Raw genomic sequence first — 15,370 nt, 5'->3', positions numbered from 1 at the left:
CAAAAAAGGGAAGTAATTCTTAGGACTGTTGCTTTATGGTTTCATGCTGTTCGGTTTTAAGGGGTTAGTACTAAATTTAAAGGTTTTGTTTATTCATATATGATTATCGAGTCTTTGTTTTCATTGATGCGGAACTTGAACGGATGCTCTTTGGAGATGGCTCTCAAGATGTGCTCTATGCCATCCTGTTCCCTGAATTTGCCGGTCAGGCCTTCGTGGGTCAGTAGTCTGGGGCTGGTGACGGTTATCTTTACGTTGTAGTATTTTTCAAGCTTGTCCAGGATGCCGCTGAAGGGTACATCATCAAAACAGTATAATCCCTCTTTCCAGCGGAGATATTCGTACGAGGGGAGGATGGTTTTCTTGCAGCGTCCGTCATAATTGGCAAAAAACTCATCCTTTTGAAGGCGGGTAATCACTTGGTTGTTACAGCTTGGGTAGATGTCTACGATACCCTCCACCAATGTTGTTTCGAACTCTTTGCTGCCTTTGTATGCGCAGACGTTAAAGCTGGTTCCGACCACTCTTACCTTGTGCATTTCCGTATGTACATAGAACGGTAATTTTTTGTTTTTGGCAACTTCAAAATATGCTTCGCCGTCTAACTCGACGTTGCGGTCATTGCGACCGAAGTCGGAAGCATATGTAAGCGTGGATTGGGCATTGAGCCATACGCGTGTACCGTCGGCAAGAGTAATTTGGGCGCGTTGCCCGGCAGGAACAGTAATGGTTTGAGGCTGTGCATCCTTATTATATATATAATTTGTGGTCATGTAGTAACCTGATACGGCAATGATGACTGCCGCTGCAATACGCGCCGCCCAGCAGAGCATTGGCATGAGTCGTATTGTTTTCTTCTTATTGTCTTGTTTTGTGGAAAACAGGGATACGTCGAACAGCATACGCTCTTTCAGGTAGGCTTCCCGGTTTTCTTCAGAAGCTTCAACCCAGTCCAGAATCTGTTTCTCTTCTTCAATGGATGCTGTTCCTTTAAAATATTTGTATAGTAATTCCTGGTTCATCATAAATAGAGTTGCTTGGTTAAAGAGAGGGACTTTACCGCCTTTCTGTATATATAACCGGCGAAGTGTGGACAACCCTATCAAAAAAGGAAACTTTTTTCTGAAAAAATACTTTTATTGCTCAGAGAAGTATGGAAGCCAGGTAATCTTTCAACTCCAATCGCAGTATGCGGAGGGCTTTGGTGATATGCGCTTCTACGGTTTTCAGTGAAACATGCAGTTGCTCGGCAATTTGTTTGTTGGGGAGATTCTGGTAACGGCTCAGCATGAAAATAGTCCGGCTTTGTTGTGGCATTTGCTCTAAGGCCTTGTGAACGATGTGCTGTATTTCGTTGTCGAATATCTGCTCGGGTTCGCAGGCTTTTAAGGTGGATATACGCAAGTTGAGCTCCCGCTGGTTATGGCTGTTTATATTTTCTTCTGCTTGCAGGCGTATTTTTTTGTGCTCTAACAGATTGAGTGATTTGTTTTTGATTATGGTCAACAGCAAGGCATGCAGATTGCTTCCTTCTTCCCAACGGTTCCGGTTTTCCCATAGGGCAATCATGGATTCCATTAGCACGTCTTCCGCTTCCGCTTTATCTCTGAGGTAGGAATAAGCAAAAGTCAGGAACTTTTCTTGGTTCTCCTGGAAAAAACGCGAGAAAAGGTCCATCGTATGTAATTTAATGGAGTCGGACATTCAAATTGGAGTTTTTTCGTACGATTTAAGGTTTCGTATCACAAAGCAATATAATCTTTTTGTAATATGCAAACAATACCTGTTGTTTTTTTGATTTCCATGGGTGGGGAGTGAAAAAAAGAAGGTGTGTCAAAATGCACACCTTCTGTTTTTTACGCACAAAGCCCCGACTTTCACAAGCTGGGGCTTTGTTATTACCTAAAGATTTTGTATCTTTAAGCATAAGTTCTTTACTATGACAAAGATACATTTTCGTCCTTACAATCCCAACCAAACCGTTCTTTTTCCTCAAAGAATTGATGAGGATATTGCAGAAAACGATCCGGTGCGCATGGTTGACGCCCTGGTTGAGGGCTTGAATCTTGAAAGTTTCAGAAAACTGTATAAGGAATGCGGTCGCAGCCCTTACCACCCCAAGATGATGCTCAAGGTCATTCTGTATGCCTATATGAACAACATCTACTCCTGCCGGAAAATTGAAAAACTCCTTCACCGTGACATCCATTATATCTGGCTGGCCGGATATGAGAAACCGGATTTCATTACCATCAACCGTTTCCGCAACCGGGTGAAGAAGGAAATTAACGAAGTGTTTACGCAAACCGTACTTCTTCTCTCTTCCAAAGGCTTCATCAGCCTGAATGTGGAATATATTGACGGGACAAAGCTCGAATCCAAAGCCAACAAGTACACTTTCGTCTGGCGAAAAACGGTTGAGCGGAACCGTGAACGCCTGATGAAGAAGATACATGTCCTGTTAGGGCAGATAGACGATGTCATTGCTCAGGAGAAGTCATCAGAGAACAATGAGGAAGTTGAGTTCACTCCGGCCATGCTGACTGAAATGGCAGGAGAATTGCGTCATGCACTGGAACAGGTTTCCGAGCCATCCGCGAAAGAGGAAAAGACTGAACTGAAAAAGAAACGCAAACAGCTGAAGGAACTGGAAGAACACAGGGACAAACTGCAGGAATACGACTGCCATCTGGAAACACTGCAAGAGAGGAATTCCTATTCCAAGACGGACAAGGACGCTACTTTTATGAGAATGAAGGAGGATGCCATGCGCAACGGACAGACGAAGCCCGGTTACAACCTTCAAATCGGCACCGAAAATCAGTTCATCACCGATTTTGCACTCTTCCCGAACCCTACGGATACACTGACCCTGATTCCTTTCCTGCAATCTTTTTCAAACAGGTATGAACGGATGGCCCATACGGTGGTTGCTGATTCCGGCTATGGCTCCGAAGAGAATTACCGCTTCATGTCCGAAAACGGCATGGAAGCCTACGTAAAGTACAACTATTTCCACATGGAGCAGCGGCCGAGATTCAAACCGGCCCCGTTCAAGGCCGAAAACTTCTACTACAATGAAGAACATGACTTCTGCATCTGCCCTATGGGGCAAAGGATGCGGAGGATAGGCACCAGGAATGTGAAAACCGCATCCGGATATGTCAGCGAAAATGCACGGTACAGAGCTGTCAGGTGTGAAGGTTGTCCCCTGCGATGCCGCTGTTTTAAAGCAAAAGGAAACAGGACGATAGAACTGAATCATAGGCTTAGACAATACAAGCGGAGAGCCAAAGAACTGCTCTGCTCTGAGAAAGGACTGAAACACAGAGGGCAGAGATGCATAGAACCGGAGGCCGTGTTCGGACAAATTAAAAACAATATGAACTACAAACGTTTCCGACATTTTGGAAAGGACAAGGTCTTCATGGACTTTGCCTTCCTAGCCATTGCCTTCAATATAAAAAAAATGTGTGCAAAACTGACAAAAGAAGATACGAAATGGCTGATTGGATGGTTTTATGAACTTACTGTCGCTTTATTTAGATGCTGGAGACACATAAATCAAAGAAATCTTCGAATTATCGCAGCTTAAAGAAAATGAACAGATTTGTATAGTGATGAACAAAAAAGAGGTGCATCGTGCATTACGACACACCTTCTCATATATCCTATTTATTGATAGGGATTATTTGTCTTTCTTTTCCGGTCTTTCCTGTCTTTCCGGTTTCGGAAGCAATACTTTGCGAGACAGTTTGAACTTACCGGTCTTAGGATCAATGTCAAGCAACTTCACATCAATCTCGTCACCTTCCTTGATTCCGGCTTCTTCTACTGTTTCCAGACGCTTCCAGTCGATTTCAGAAATATGGAGCAAACCGTCTTTGCCCGGTAAGAATTCAACGAATGCACCGTAAGGCATGATAGAACGTACTTTACCTTTGTAGACTTCACCTACTTCCGGTACTGCCACGATACCTTTGATGATACGCATTGCATCGTCGATGGACTTCTTGTTGGTTCCGGCAATTTCAATTCTACCGATATTGTCTATTTCCTCGATAGTGATTGTTGCACCGGTTTCTTCCTGCATACCCTGGATAATCTTTCCGCCCGGGCCGATTACTGCACCGATGAATTCTTTAGGAATAGTCATGGTTTCGATGCGTGGAGCATGCGGTTTCAGGTCGGCATGCGGTTCAGCGATACATTCGGTGATTTTACTCAGAATGTATTCGCGGCCTTCTTTAGCCTGTAACAATGCTTTTTCAAGGATTTCATAAGACAGACCGTCTACTTTGATATCCATCTGGGTAGCAGTGATACCGTCCTTTGTACCGGTTACCTTGAAGTCCATATCGCCGAGGTGGTCCTCATCACCGAGGATGTCGGACAATACTGCGTATTTTTCTTCGCCTGCATTCTTAATCAATCCCATTGCAATACCGGATACGGGCTTCTTGATTTTTACACCGGCATCCATCAGCGCCAGCGTACCGGCACATACGGTAGCCATGGAAGATGAACCGTTTGATTCGAGAATATCGGATACTACACGTACTACATACGGATAATCGGCAGGGATTTGTCCTTTCAAAGCACGCCATGCAAGGTGTCCGTGACCGATTTCGCGACGACCTACACCACGTTGTGCTTTGGCTTCACCCGTAGAGAACGGCGGGAAGTTGTAGTGCAGTAAGAAACGTTCTTTTCCATGTTCCAGAACGTCGTCGATAATTTTTTCGTCCAGTTTTGTACCTAAAGTAACGGTAGACAGAGACTGGGTTTCACCACGTGTGAAGATAGCGGAGCCGTGAGGACCGGGCAGATAACCGATTTCGCACCAGATAGGACGGATTTCGGTAGTCTTACGTCCGTCGAGACGCTTGCCTTCATCCAGGATGGAACGACGCATGGCTTCTTTTTCAACATCGTGGTAGTAGCGGTCGATAAGCGGAGCTTTTTCTTCCAGTTCTTCTTCGCTGAATTGTGCCTTGAATTCTTCGCGGATGGCATCGAAAGCATCCATACGCTCATGCTTATTCTTGTTACCGGAAGCTGCAATTGCATAAGCCTTGTCATAGCAGGCGTCGTGAACAGCCTTGCGGAGTTCTTCATCGTTTACTTCGTGGCAGTATTCGCGTTTTACGGTAGAACCGACTTCTTCTGCCAGTTCCATCTGGGCCTTACATTGTATCTTGATTGCTTCGTGAGCAGCTTTCATGGCTTCCAGCAAGTCTCTTTCGGAAACTTCATCCATTTCACCTTCCACCATCATGATGTTTTCATAAGTGGCGCCTACCATCAGATCCATGTCAGCCTTTTCCAATTGCTCAAAAGTAGGATTGATAACAAATTCGCCGTTGATACGTGCTACGCGTACTTCGGAAATCGGTCCGTTGAAAGGAATATCTGAAACAGCGAGGGCGGCAGAAGCTGCAAGTCCTGCCAGTGCGTCCGGCATGTCAACGCCGTCTGCTGAGAAGAGGATGATGTTTACATATACCTCTGCGTGGAAATTGTCGGGGAATAAAGGGCGGAGAGCACGGTCTACGAGGCGGCAGGTAAGAATTTCATAATCAGAAGCACGGCCTTCGCGTTTTGTAAAACCTCCGGGGAAACGTCCGAATGCGGAGAATTTTTCTTTGTACTCTACCTGTAACGGCATGAAATCTGTTCCGGGAACTGCGTCCTTGGCGGCACAAACAGTAGCTAACAGCATGGTGTTACCCATACGAAGCATTACAGAACCGTCTGCCTGTTTTGCCAGCTTTCCCGTTTCGAGCGTGATGGTTCTGCCATCAGGAAGCTCGATCGTCTTAACAATTGGGTTAATCATAAAAAATGTTTTATATCTATTTTTCTTTCAAAATGCTTGCAAAGATACATATTTTATTCGTGTAATACGGTGGGAATGAGATAAAAAGTTTGTATTTAGTTGTTTTTTGCACTTTTATAAGTGTAAGAAGTGGGAAAATGCTTTGACTAACCGTGAAAAGGAGTATATTTGCACGTTCTTTTTAGAAAAATACATGAAATATGAAAAAGATTCTTTTTGTAGCATTGGCTGTTTTGGGGTTAAGCGCATGTAATTCCGGACCGGAATTTAAAGTGGAAGGTGAAATATCCGGTGCTGACGGTAAAATGCTTTACCTGGAAGCTTCGGCTTTAGAGGGTATTGTTCCTTTGGACTCCGTTAAGTTGAAGAGTGACGGTACGTTTGCTTTTAAGCAGGCATGCCCTGTATCACCTGAATTTTATCGTTTGCGTGTAGATGATAAGGTTATCAACTTTTCCATAGATTCTGCGGAAACGGTTCGGTTTAATGCACCGTATACGGATTTTTCTACGGCTTATACAGTAGAAGGTTCGGCAAACAGTGTGAAGATAAAAGAACTTACATTGAAGCAAATGCAACTTCAAACCAATGTAAATGCGTTGATTCAAAGTATGCAAGCCCATAAAATCGGTACGGATGTGTTTGAGGATAGTTTGGCTACACTGATGAAGGACTATAAGGATGAAGTGAAGATTAATTATATTTTTGCCGCTCCTAATACGGCAGCTGCTTATTTTGCTTTATTTCAGAAATTAAATAATTATCTCATATTCGATCCGTTGAATAATAAAGATGATGTGAAGTGCTTTGCTGCAGTGGCAACCAGCCTGAACAATTATTATCCGCATGCTGACCGTTCGAAGAATCTTTATAATATAGTAATAAAGGGAATGAAGAATACCCGTGCCCCGCAGCAGAAGGTCGTGGAACTTCCTACGGAGGCTGTGTCGGAAACAGGTATCATTGATATTAACTTGCGCGACATGAAAGGCAATATGCACAAGTTGAGTGATTTGAAGGGGAAAGCTGTTATTTTGGATTTCACAATCTATCAGAGTGCGGTTTCTCCTACACATAATTATATGCTGCGTGATTTATACGACAAGTATGCCGGTCAGGGCTTGGAGATTTACCAGGTTTCTTTGGATGCTGATGAGCACTATTGGAAAACAACAGCCGATAATCTGCCGTGGATATGTGTACGTGACGCCAATGGGGTATATTCCAGCATAGCTGCCGCTTATAATGTACAGTCGCTTCCTGCTGTCTTCCTAATCAATAAAAAGAGCGAGTTGAGTGCCCGTGGCGAAACAATTAAAGATTTGGATGCGGCGGTGAAAACTTTGCTGTAACATGTTATAAATTAGAAGATTTCATTTAAATATGTTACAAAGCACTGCTTTTTGCTTGACACGCATTATTTAAAAGTCTATCTTTGCAAAGGAAAAAATAGGAAGAGGGTTCCAGCATGCTGACCATGTTGGAATTCTTTTTTGTTTATAGTACCATTAAAAAACATTATAAATAATAAGGAGGAAAAACTATGGCTTATATGTCAGAAGAAGGCTACAATAAGTTGTTGGCCGATTTGAAACAGTTGGAAACGATAGAACGCCCGAAGATTGTGGCAGCTATTGCTGAGGCACGCGATAAAGGTGACTTGTCGGAAAATGCAGAATATGATGCTGCAAAAGAAGCTCAAGGTCTTCTTGAAATGAAAATCAATAAACTGAAACAGGTTATTGCGGATGCAAAGATTATTGATGAATCTAAATTGAAAACCGACAGTGTACAGATATTGAATAAAGTGGAACTGAAAAATGTGAAAAACGGTATGAAGATGACTTATACTATTGTTTCTGAAAGTGAAGCTAACCTGAAAGAGGGAAAGATTTCTGTAAATACTCCGATTGCACAAGGTTTGCTTGGCAAGAAAGTGGGTGATGTTGCTGAGATTAAAGTACCGCAGGGTATCATCAATCTGGAAGTAGTGAACATATCATTTTAGAGGAGGGGCAGGTCTGCATGCGGGCTTGCCTCATTTTATATAAGTAAAATTATGGCAACAATATTCAGCAAAATTATTGCGGGTGAAATACCTTGCTACAAAGTGGCGGAGAATGATAAGTTCTTTGCTTTTCTTGATATTAATCCATTGGCGAAAGGGCATACGCTGGTCATTCCTAAACAGGAAGTGGACTATATCTTCGATTTAAGTGATGAGGATTTGGCTGCAATGCATGTTTTTGCAAAGAAAGTGGCATTGGCTATTGGCAAGGCTTTTCCTTGTAGGAAAGTGGGTGAAGCAGTTTTAGGTTTGGAAGTTCCTCATGCACATATTCATTTGATTCCTATGCAGAATGAAAAGGATATGCTTTTTTCCAACCCAAAGCTGAAATTGACAGATGAAGAATTTAAGGCGATAGCCAAAGCTATCACCATGGCGTTCTAAAAGATTTTATTTCCTCCCATTATAAAAAAAAATCGGCAGTTGGAAATAGCAACTGCCGATTTTTTTTACTTTTTTGTCGTTGAAAAAACTATTTATATATAGTCCTCTCCCAATTTAATTTGAGCATCATTCACATACTTACGTATGGAATGCTCTTCATCTTTTTTACAAATCAGCAGGACATTGTCGGATTCGGCAATGAGGTATCCTTCCAGCCCGTCGATGACAGCAAGTTTGTTTTGCGGAAGTACGACAATATTGTTTTTACTATTGTATAATAACGACCTGCATTTCAGAGTGACATTCTCCGATTCGTCTTTTTGAGAAAGATCGTACAGGGAGCCCCATGTACCTAAATCAGACCATCCGAAGTCGCCCAATGATACATATACATTGTCTGCTTTTTCCATAATGCCGAAGTCGATGGATACGTTAGGGCATGCAGGAAAGTTCTCATCTATGAATTTCTTTTCTTCCGGTGTTCCGTACACATCTTTTCCGGCTGCCAATTTAGTGGCCAATTCCGGTAAAAGTAATTCACCGGCTTTGATGATACTGTTTACATTCCACATGAAGAGACCGGCATTCCAATAAAATTCTCCGCTTTCTATAAAGACTTTGGCTAATTCCAATTCGGGCTTTTCTGTAAAGGTTTTTACTTTATAGAAGCTGCTGTCTATATGTTCGGCTACCTGTATATAACCATATCCTGTTTCCGGGCGGTTAGGCTTAATGCCAAGAGTTAGAAGCTTATCAGATTTTGCAACGAATGCCAGCCCTTTCTCTATGGCTGAAAGAAATTCGCTTTCTTTTAGGATAAGATGATCCGAAGGAGCTACTACGATATTGGCATTTGGGTTTAATGCACGGATATGGTAAGCAGCCCATGCAATGCACGGGGCAGTGTTTCTGCGTGTAGGTTCTAATAAAATCTGTTCGGAGTTTAATTCGGGAAGCTGTTCTTTCACCAAGTCGGCATATAGGTCATTGGTTACAACCAGTATGTTTTCTGTAGGGATTACTTGCTTGAACCGATCGAATGTTTGTTGCAATAATGAACGCCCTGTGCCGAAAAAATCCAGAAATTGTTTCGGAAGAGTTTTGCGGCTGAAAGGCCAGAAACGGCTACCGATACCGCCACCCATGATTACACAGAAATTATCCTTATTGGTTATCATATTAAATGTTTTAAAAGTTTCTGCTAAAGTACTGTATATTTTATAAACGCGGAATGCTTGGAGAATATTTTCTCGTTTTTTTCGCCTTTTTTTAAGGAAAGTATTGTAGTTTTCAAAAAAAGCTGTATCTTTGCACCGCATTTGAGAAATCAACATGCCCAGATGGCGGAATCGGTAGACGCGCTGGTCTCAAACACCAGTGGATTCACTTCCATCCCGGTTCGACCCCGGGTCTGGGTACTAAGATAAAAGCTAAGTATTGAGAAATCAGTTACTTAGTTTTTTCTTTTTATGGAATTTTCCCGGATCAACGTAACAATCTGAGGGATTTTATATTTAAGCATATAATTTAGCAAGTCTATATAAGAAAAAAGCTCTATCTCTTACTCCTCTGAACTGTGCTCTAAATGCTTTGATTTTAGCATTGAATGACTCTGCTGCGGCATTGGTTGCCCTCCTTTCAAAGAAATTGATTATATCCAGATAATGTGTTTGTATAGAACGTGCGACCCTTCCAAAGGTGAGGAACCCTGATTTATCTACTTCATCATACCACCTTGCCAGCCTTGTCAAAGCAATATCCTTAAACTTACACTGATGATAGATTAAGCCTAACCGCATAGACAGATAATATCCTTTCTTTATATCGGGATATTCCTTGAAAAGAATTTCAGCCCGTATTCTTTGAGACTGAGTCCATAAGGATTCCTTCTTGTAAAGCAGATAAATACTTCTCGCTAACAACTGCTTTCTTGTATCTCCATTAGCGAAAACAGGTGCATGATACATCTTTCCACAGGCCTTTGCATAAGCAATCTGAGTGGACTCTTCATCCAAAGCCTCCCAGCGAGCTTTTACACGCATCTCCTGCACAGCTTCATAAGCTAACTTCTGTACGTGAAAGCGATCGGTAACACGTTTGGCCGCAGGAAAGCAGATGCGTGCAATCTGCTCCATGTTAGGAGCCATATCCAAGGTTATCTCGCGCACTTGGTAACGGCGGCGACGGGAGAGCTTAAGCAGGACAGAAGTGACCGTATGAACGTCCGTACCTTTAATGATGGCAATCATACTACCTTTACCACCGTGAGCTTCTTTATTGGTCAGTACAGTATAGAGTTCCCCACGCGAGAGGGCTACCTCATCAATACAGATATAAGCACCGATATTCTTTTCGAATAGTAGCCAATCCTCTGCATGAACAAGTTGGTCCCAATGGAGATAACCACTTAGATGGTTACGGTATTGACGCTCCAATAAATCCCCGTCAACTCCATATAAAACACCTAAGAGCTTGCAACTGATCGGATAACTATCAATATAGTTCTTTTAAAAAAGACGCAAAATCTTGCGTCATACGAGTACCTTCAGCCACCATACGCCAGTTACGAGAGATATACTCATTATGCTTCTTTAAGAGCCAGCGACGACGACGAATATTAAGGAAGACCTTCTTGCCACGGAGAGGAAAATCCTGAACAATAACAGGGTCATAAAAGCCTTTACTCTCAGTATCCTGATCTGTATACTTCTCAGGAACGATATTTTTCTCCTCAAGGTAGAACACAACTTCATTTACGCTTTCCTTCACATCAACAAGATCAAAGTAGTCTAAAGTGCCTTCAGGAAGAAGAAAGCGATAACCGTTTAATTCCATAAGCTATGAATTTGGAGACAAAGATAACAATTTATAAATTTACCCCTCAGGTTTTTACATTGACCCCATTTATGAAACGCCGTTTCCTGTTGTTTAGGGGGCTGTGTAGAAGTTTGAGCGACAGGATAAGCGGAAAGTACAGACTTCTATGCCTTTTGATGTATTAATTTTATTGAATCCGGGAAGTCTATAAGAAGATTTGCGACTTATGAAAATGTTTAGAATGCTTGCTGCTTCCATGCTGAGTGCAGCGTTGTGTCTGGGATTTACTGCTTGTAGTGACGATGACGAAAATGAAAATGGTGAGGGTGGCGGAAGCACTGTCACTGTGGTCAAGCCGTCGGAGGTATTCAAGGGGGGACTACCGAAGTCGGCTGCCGGGATGTCTATCTCCCAAAACAAAGAAGGACTGGTGATAAGTATCATAGGTGAGGATGGGGAAAAAGCCGTCTTCGAGTATTTCTTTGCCGAAACGAAGGCAGATGCGACGAAAGACCGCGCAAAAATCACCGTGACAGATGACGAGGGCGATGTTACCGAACTGAACTTGCAGCTCAACAGCAATGGCTATGTGGAATATTGCAACTCCATAGACCACGCCGGCACTTCCGATGCCAGTGAGTTCACTTGGGAGATGAAGTACGATGCCGACGGTCATCTCATAGAAATGAGACGTTCTGAAGGTAGCGGTGAGTTGACGAAAATCACTTATAAAGATGGTGATGCTGTGAAGACTTCCACAAGCTATATGGGTGGTGGAGATATGAATGGCGACGGAGTTCTTGACGGCAATGACGAGTGGGAGGACGGTGCTATCATAGACTATACGACGGGCGAGATTGCAACTCCCATTGATAACAAGGGTTGCCTGATGATGTTCGACGAACTGCTGGATGTGGATATGGATGAGATGATATATGCCTACTACGGAGGTATGCTTGGCAAGGCTACCAAGCATCTGCCGCTTGCGATGCGTGATGCTGATGATACTTCTGTTGAATTATCGAATTATAAGTGGACACTGAATTCCGACGGTTATCCTACGCAACTGCTTATAAAAGACGAGGGGGATGAGAAGAAGTACACATTTACTTGGTGACTTATCGGAAAATGACAAATAGCGAGAAGGCTTGCATCGGTTAGGTGCAAGCCTTCTCGCTATTTGTCAATGATTAAGTTTAGTCCATTTCTCTTGTATATCTAAAATGAACTAAACCTTTGTTTTTATTGAAAGTTGTTAGCCTGTCTCCTTTGAAAGAAATCTTGTGATTTCTTCCTCACTGGGCAACTGGATTTTATACTTTTGCACAAAAATATTCGGGTCTAGTCCTGTTTCATAATGTTACCATCTTACCGGTTCGTTTAATATATTTCCGTCTGTTGTATCTTCTTGTGCGAATGTTGCAGCCTTATATTGAATGCAAAGCATAATAAGGGGAATTATGCCGTTGTTCCGGACAGACCTTTTACCTTTAGGGGCTACACGTACCACACTTCCTTCCGAAACAGGGAATACTTGGCCGTCTACTTGAAATTCTCCGTTTCCACTAAGGAAGAAATAAAGTTCTTCATGCGTTTTGTGAGTATGAAGAAAACCGGTTTCTGTTCCCGGTTGGAATAACTGGAATGAAAATTCGCTTCCTGTGGCTTGAAGTGCAGCCCCGCCAAACACTTTTCCCGGAATTTTTATTTCAGGAGCAAGTTCCAACAAGTAATCTCCTAATTCATTTAACTTGCCTAAGTTGATAGCGGTGAAGTTTGTCGCTGATGCTGTTTTTTCAATCTGTTTCATAGCTTTTAATTTTGATGTTTATACTTCTATTGATTACGTATCGCAAATTAACTAACTTTGCATTGGATAATTGCTTTCTTTTTGATACTGCAAATATATGAATCAATTATTTGCAATACAAGAAGTTACAAATATGTATCAAAGTTACCCGGAGGTTACTTATGCAGAAAAACAATAGATTGTCATGACGAAAAAAGAAGAAAAAAAATCTATCATTGAGATTTGCCCTATTCGGAATGTCGTTGCACGTTTTGGTAATAAGTGGGCATTGTTAGTTGTTTTCATTCTGAATGAGAATGGTTCAACCCGTTTCAACCAATTAGCGAGGCAAATTCCTGATATATCAACCAAAGTATTGTCTAATACGCTACAGATATTGGAAGCTGACGGACTGGTAAAACGAACCGTTTTTCCGGAAGTTCCGATAAGAGTGGAGTATGAGTTGACAGCAACAGGCAAAAGCCTTGTCCCTATCATTATATCGTTAACCGAATGGGCGCAAAATAATATGCAATCAATAATGGAGCACAGAAAAAAGTTCGAGAGCTTGTCATAGAATGAATATATAGAATAGCATTGTGATTAAGAATCGGAACGGCAAAGGGTTATTTCATGGTAACACCGGCAGCTCTGTTCCGTGCGGAAAGCCCCTTTATAATATTCGGCTACTCTATTATCGGTATATCAATATTCTCGTTTTTCTCGTTCCAGTCATCGATGGTAAAGTCACCGGAGGATTCTTCAGAGAAAATATCACCCAGACTTAACGTTAATGTCAGTTTGGCATTGGCATCGAGCGGGCTGCTCAATGCTTGTCTGAAGCTTTTCACATTACCGTTTTTAAGAATGATTGCTAGTTGGAATTCCGGTTTTCCGGCGGACGGGAACAGCATAACGGTGCTGTTGCTCATCTGAGTACCATCGTTCGAACGAATCAGAGGGAACGCGATTGTACGTGGTGTACCTTGCGGTTTTCCCGTATAATAGTTGAGTTCGCTGTAAATGTTGGTGATGCGTACGGACACACTGTCTATACTGGAACTTAGTACGGCATTGTCTTTGTCCTTCAGGACAACCTTTATTCCGGCTACCACTCGTTTTAAAGAGCCACTGAGGCTTTCGCTTCCGATGTTTACCGGCTGTGTGGCGTACACCAGGTCGAATACGGGATAGTAAATGGTATCGGCTGATATTCTGAACAAGCCGAGAGACTGTTTGGACATATCGGCACCTATGCTGTGAGCCGCCTCTTTTATGGCAGGGTGGGCATAAATGGGAGTTTGGTATTGGGGTGTTCCCCAATAAATCATATTGTAAGTGCCTATCGGCAGAGAAATCTCCCTATTGATGGAATTGTCATGGAAACTTCCGTCCTTTACCCGGTAATAGCCGTAGAAAGGAGACAGTTTCCCTTTTACATAATTTCCATAGTATATGGAACTGTTTGCATCGCATGGCATAATTGTAAGAATGCCGGTAAACGGGCTTTGGCGGCCGTCGGTGTTGCTGATGCTCACAGCCATTGAGGGACTGACAAGATGCTGATTATCAGTATCGTTGTTCCGGTCATCGTCCGAACAGCTTGCTATGAGAGCTGCAAGGCCCATTAACAGTATCGATTTTTTCATTATCCGTTGGGTTTTGGGTTATTTCCATAGAGAACATTCTGCAGTGGGAATGGTTCCCGGATACGGTACATTTCGGGAAAATTATTCGTCCGGCGGGGGGACAGTTATCAAAGGAAAGCTGTGCGGTTAGCTTCCGTTTCAGGTTTTTCCGTATTTTTGCAACACAATAAAGAATTAACTTGTGATGAACCGTATGTTACTTGCGCTAAAGCGCCCTTTTATCTGGCTGTACCGATTCCGCCACCGCTGCGGTTACGGGGTGCACTCGCCTTTCGCCTTCAACCTGATAACGCACGTTATCTATGAAACTACTCCTTATTATAAGTATAAGGAGCTGGCTTCCGAGCAGAAGAGGCTTATGCCGCAGAAAGACCGGGCATGGGGGTACGAGTCCTTAAAGGTGAAACGGCTTCTGTTCCGGCTGGTAAATTATGCACAGCCGGCTACGATTGTGGATGCAGGCATGCAGGCTGCCTCTTCCTTATATTTGAAAGCTGCGAAGGAAGGGGCGGACTACACTGCTGCCGCCGACCTGTCCGAACTGTTTCTGGAGAGTGGCGCGTCTGTCGACTTTTTATACCTGCACGATTACCGCCGTCCGGAGTTTGTGGAAGAGGTGTTCCGTATCTGTGCCGACCGCACTGCGCAAACGTCCGTCTTTGTAATCGAAGGTATCCGTTATACTTCCCGGATGCGTGCCGTTTGGAGGCGTATCAGCCGGCACGAAAAGGCAGGCATCACTTTCGACCTTTACGATCTCGGTATTATTTTCTTTGATAAAACCAGGATAAAACAAGACTATATTGTCAACTTTTGATTACCTT

At 42.9% G+C, this 15,370-nt stretch carries 15 protein-coding genes, 1 tRNA gene and 1 pseudogene; 8 read left to right on the top strand and 9 right to left on the bottom strand.

All coding sequences use genetic code 11. The annotated features are described in order from the left end of the window. Positions 1–89: 89 nt before the first annotated feature. Both NQ565_RS02090 and NQ565_RS02085 read right to left on the bottom strand, forming a co-directional pair. Complete coding sequence (locus tag NQ565_RS02090; protein ID WP_040315994.1) at positions 90–1,022, bottom strand: FecR family protein; 933 nt, start codon at positions 1,020–1,022, stop codon at positions 90–92. A 121-nt stretch (positions 1,023–1,143) separates the two neighbouring features. Further along, positions 1,144–1,704: an RNA polymerase sigma-70 factor gene (locus NQ565_RS02085; RefSeq protein ID WP_005655303.1), complete on the bottom strand. Its 561-nt coding sequence runs from the start codon at positions 1,702–1,704 to the stop codon at positions 1,144–1,146. A 235-nt stretch (positions 1,705–1,939) separates the two neighbouring features. Between NQ565_RS02085 and NQ565_RS02080 the strand changes: the two genes are divergently transcribed. Beyond that, a complete protein-coding gene (locus NQ565_RS02080) occupies positions 1,940–3,595 on the top strand; it encodes an IS1182 family transposase (RefSeq protein WP_005656266.1) in 1,656 nt (551 codons plus the stop codon). 93 nt (positions 3,596–3,688) lie between these two features. Here NQ565_RS02080 and pnp read toward each other — a convergent pair whose 3' ends face one another. Next, positions 3,689–5,839, bottom strand: a complete 2,151-nt coding sequence (gene pnp / locus NQ565_RS02075; RefSeq protein ID WP_005655301.1) for a polyribonucleotide nucleotidyltransferase — start codon at positions 5,837–5,839, stop codon at positions 3,689–3,691. Positions 5,840–6,039: 200 nt separating this feature from the next. On the opposite strand from pnp, the gene NQ565_RS02070 reads away from it, so the two are divergent. The 3 genes from NQ565_RS02070 to NQ565_RS02060 all read left to right on the top strand — a co-directional run bounded on the left by NQ565_RS02070 (position 6,040) and on the right by NQ565_RS02060 (position 8,291). Beyond that, positions 6,040–7,191, top strand: coding sequence for a DUF4369 domain-containing protein (locus NQ565_RS02070; protein WP_005655300.1), 1,152 nt, complete (start codon positions 6,040–6,042; stop codon positions 7,189–7,191). Between the two features lie 191 nt (positions 7,192–7,382). Further along, positions 7,383–7,847, top strand: coding sequence for a transcription elongation factor GreA (gene greA / locus NQ565_RS02065; protein ID WP_005655299.1), 465 nt, complete (start codon positions 7,383–7,385; stop codon positions 7,845–7,847). Between the two features lie 51 nt (positions 7,848–7,898). Further along, positions 7,899–8,291, top strand: coding sequence for an HIT family protein (locus NQ565_RS02060; protein ID WP_005655297.1), 393 nt, complete (start codon positions 7,899–7,901; stop codon positions 8,289–8,291). Between the two features lie 92 nt (positions 8,292–8,383). Here NQ565_RS02060 and NQ565_RS02055 read toward each other — a convergent pair whose 3' ends face one another. Beyond that, entirely contained in the window at positions 8,384–9,469 is a 1,086-nt protein-coding gene (locus NQ565_RS02055) for a mannose-1-phosphate guanylyltransferase (protein ID WP_022103546.1), read from the bottom strand. A gap of 156 nt (positions 9,470–9,625) precedes the next feature. On the opposite strand from NQ565_RS02055, the gene NQ565_RS02050 reads away from it, so the two are divergent. Then, a tRNA-Leu gene (locus NQ565_RS02050) sits at positions 9,626–9,709 on the top strand. 96 nt (positions 9,710–9,805) lie between these two features. Here the strand turns inward: NQ565_RS02050 and NQ565_RS02045 are convergent. Both NQ565_RS02045 and NQ565_RS02040 read right to left on the bottom strand, forming a co-directional pair. Continuing rightward, entirely contained in the window at positions 9,806–10,774 is a 969-nt protein-coding gene (locus NQ565_RS02045; protein WP_418329395.1) for an ISAon1 family transposase, read from the bottom strand. Between the two features lie 10 nt (positions 10,775–10,784). Beyond that, positions 10,785–11,126 (bottom strand): ISAon1 family transposase N-terminal region protein, encoded by a 342-nt coding sequence (locus NQ565_RS02040; protein ID WP_074713686.1) that lies wholly within the window; start codon positions 11,124–11,126, stop codon positions 10,785–10,787. Between the two features lie 208 nt (positions 11,127–11,334). On the opposite strand from NQ565_RS02040, the gene NQ565_RS02035 reads away from it, so the two are divergent. Continuing rightward, entirely contained in the window at positions 11,335–12,225 is an 891-nt protein-coding gene (locus NQ565_RS02035) for a DUF4595 domain-containing protein (RefSeq protein ID WP_005656621.1), read from the top strand. 138 nt (positions 12,226–12,363) lie between these two features. Here the strand turns inward: NQ565_RS02035 and NQ565_RS17060 are convergent. Together NQ565_RS17060 and NQ565_RS02030 are read right to left on the bottom strand one after the other, a co-directional pair. Then, a pseudogene (locus NQ565_RS17060) lies at positions 12,364–12,456 on the bottom strand (PDDEXK nuclease domain-containing protein); the annotation flags it as partial. A 12-nt stretch (positions 12,457–12,468) separates the two neighbouring features. Further along, positions 12,469–12,918, bottom strand: coding sequence for a cupin domain-containing protein (locus NQ565_RS02030; RefSeq protein ID WP_005656613.1), 450 nt, complete (start codon positions 12,916–12,918; stop codon positions 12,469–12,471). A 184-nt stretch (positions 12,919–13,102) separates the two neighbouring features. Here NQ565_RS02030 and NQ565_RS02025 point away from each other — a divergent pair, with 184 nt between their 5' ends. Further along, a complete protein-coding gene (locus tag NQ565_RS02025) occupies positions 13,103–13,474 on the top strand; it encodes a winged helix-turn-helix transcriptional regulator (protein WP_005656612.1) in 372 nt (123 codons plus the stop codon). A 109-nt stretch (positions 13,475–13,583) separates the two neighbouring features. On the opposite strand, the gene NQ565_RS02020 is transcribed toward NQ565_RS02025, so the two are convergent. After that, entirely contained in the window at positions 13,584–14,546 is a 963-nt protein-coding gene (locus NQ565_RS02020) for a FimB/Mfa2 family fimbrial subunit (RefSeq protein ID WP_005656608.1), read from the bottom strand. A 184-nt stretch (positions 14,547–14,730) separates the two neighbouring features. On the opposite strand from NQ565_RS02020, the gene NQ565_RS02015 reads away from it, so the two are divergent. After that, entirely contained in the window at positions 14,731–15,363 is a 633-nt protein-coding gene (locus NQ565_RS02015; RefSeq protein WP_005656606.1) for a hypothetical protein, read from the top strand. Positions 15,364–15,370 lie beyond the last annotated feature (7 nt).

Source organism: Bacteroides stercoris ATCC 43183 (assembly GCF_025147325.1).
In the GTDB taxonomy this organism is placed as follows: domain Bacteria; phylum Bacteroidota; class Bacteroidia; order Bacteroidales; family Bacteroidaceae; genus Bacteroides; species Bacteroides stercoris.
The sequence above is the reverse complement of the archived record's forward strand: the minus strand, read 5'-3'. Positions and strand labels throughout refer to the sequence as shown.

Excerpts from the sequence above, each read along its gene's own strand:
- NQ565_RS02020 (WP_005656608.1), bottom strand. The coding sequence starts at position 14,546 with ATGAAAAAATCGATACTGTTAATGGGCCTTGCAGCTCTCATAGCAAGC.
- NQ565_RS02055 (WP_022103546.1), bottom strand. The coding sequence starts at position 9,469 with ATGATAACCAATAAGGATAATTTCTGTGTAATCATGGGTGGCGGTATC.
- NQ565_RS02040 (WP_074713686.1), bottom strand. The coding sequence starts at position 11,126 with ATGGAATTAAACGGTTATCGCTTTCTTCTTCCTGAAGGCACTTTAGAC.
- NQ565_RS02025 (WP_005656612.1), top strand. The coding sequence starts at position 13,103 with ATGACGAAAAAAGAAGAAAAAAAATCTATCATTGAGATTTGCCCTATT.
- NQ565_RS02085 (WP_005655303.1), bottom strand. The coding sequence starts at position 1,704 with ATGTCCGACTCCATTAAATTACATACGATGGACCTTTTCTCGCGTTTT.
- NQ565_RS02015 (WP_005656606.1), top strand. The coding sequence starts at position 14,731 with ATGAACCGTATGTTACTTGCGCTAAAGCGCCCTTTTATCTGGCTGTAC.
- NQ565_RS02060 (WP_005655297.1), top strand. The coding sequence starts at position 7,899 with ATGGCAACAATATTCAGCAAAATTATTGCGGGTGAAATACCTTGCTAC.
- NQ565_RS02070 (WP_005655300.1), top strand. The coding sequence starts at position 6,040 with ATGAAAAAGATTCTTTTTGTAGCATTGGCTGTTTTGGGGTTAAGCGCA.
- greA (WP_005655299.1), top strand. The coding sequence starts at position 7,383 with ATGGCTTATATGTCAGAAGAAGGCTACAATAAGTTGTTGGCCGATTTG.
- pnp (WP_005655301.1), bottom strand. The coding sequence starts at position 5,839 with ATGATTAACCCAATTGTTAAGACGATCGAGCTTCCTGATGGCAGAACC.
- NQ565_RS02090 (WP_040315994.1), bottom strand. The coding sequence starts at position 1,022 with ATGAACCAGGAATTACTATACAAATATTTTAAAGGAACAGCATCCATT.
- NQ565_RS02035 (WP_005656621.1), top strand. The coding sequence starts at position 11,335 with ATGAAAATGTTTAGAATGCTTGCTGCTTCCATGCTGAGTGCAGCGTTG.
- NQ565_RS02080 (WP_005656266.1), top strand. The coding sequence starts at position 1,940 with ATGACAAAGATACATTTTCGTCCTTACAATCCCAACCAAACCGTTCTT.
- NQ565_RS02030 (WP_005656613.1), bottom strand. The coding sequence starts at position 12,918 with ATGAAACAGATTGAAAAAACAGCATCAGCGACAAACTTCACCGCTATC.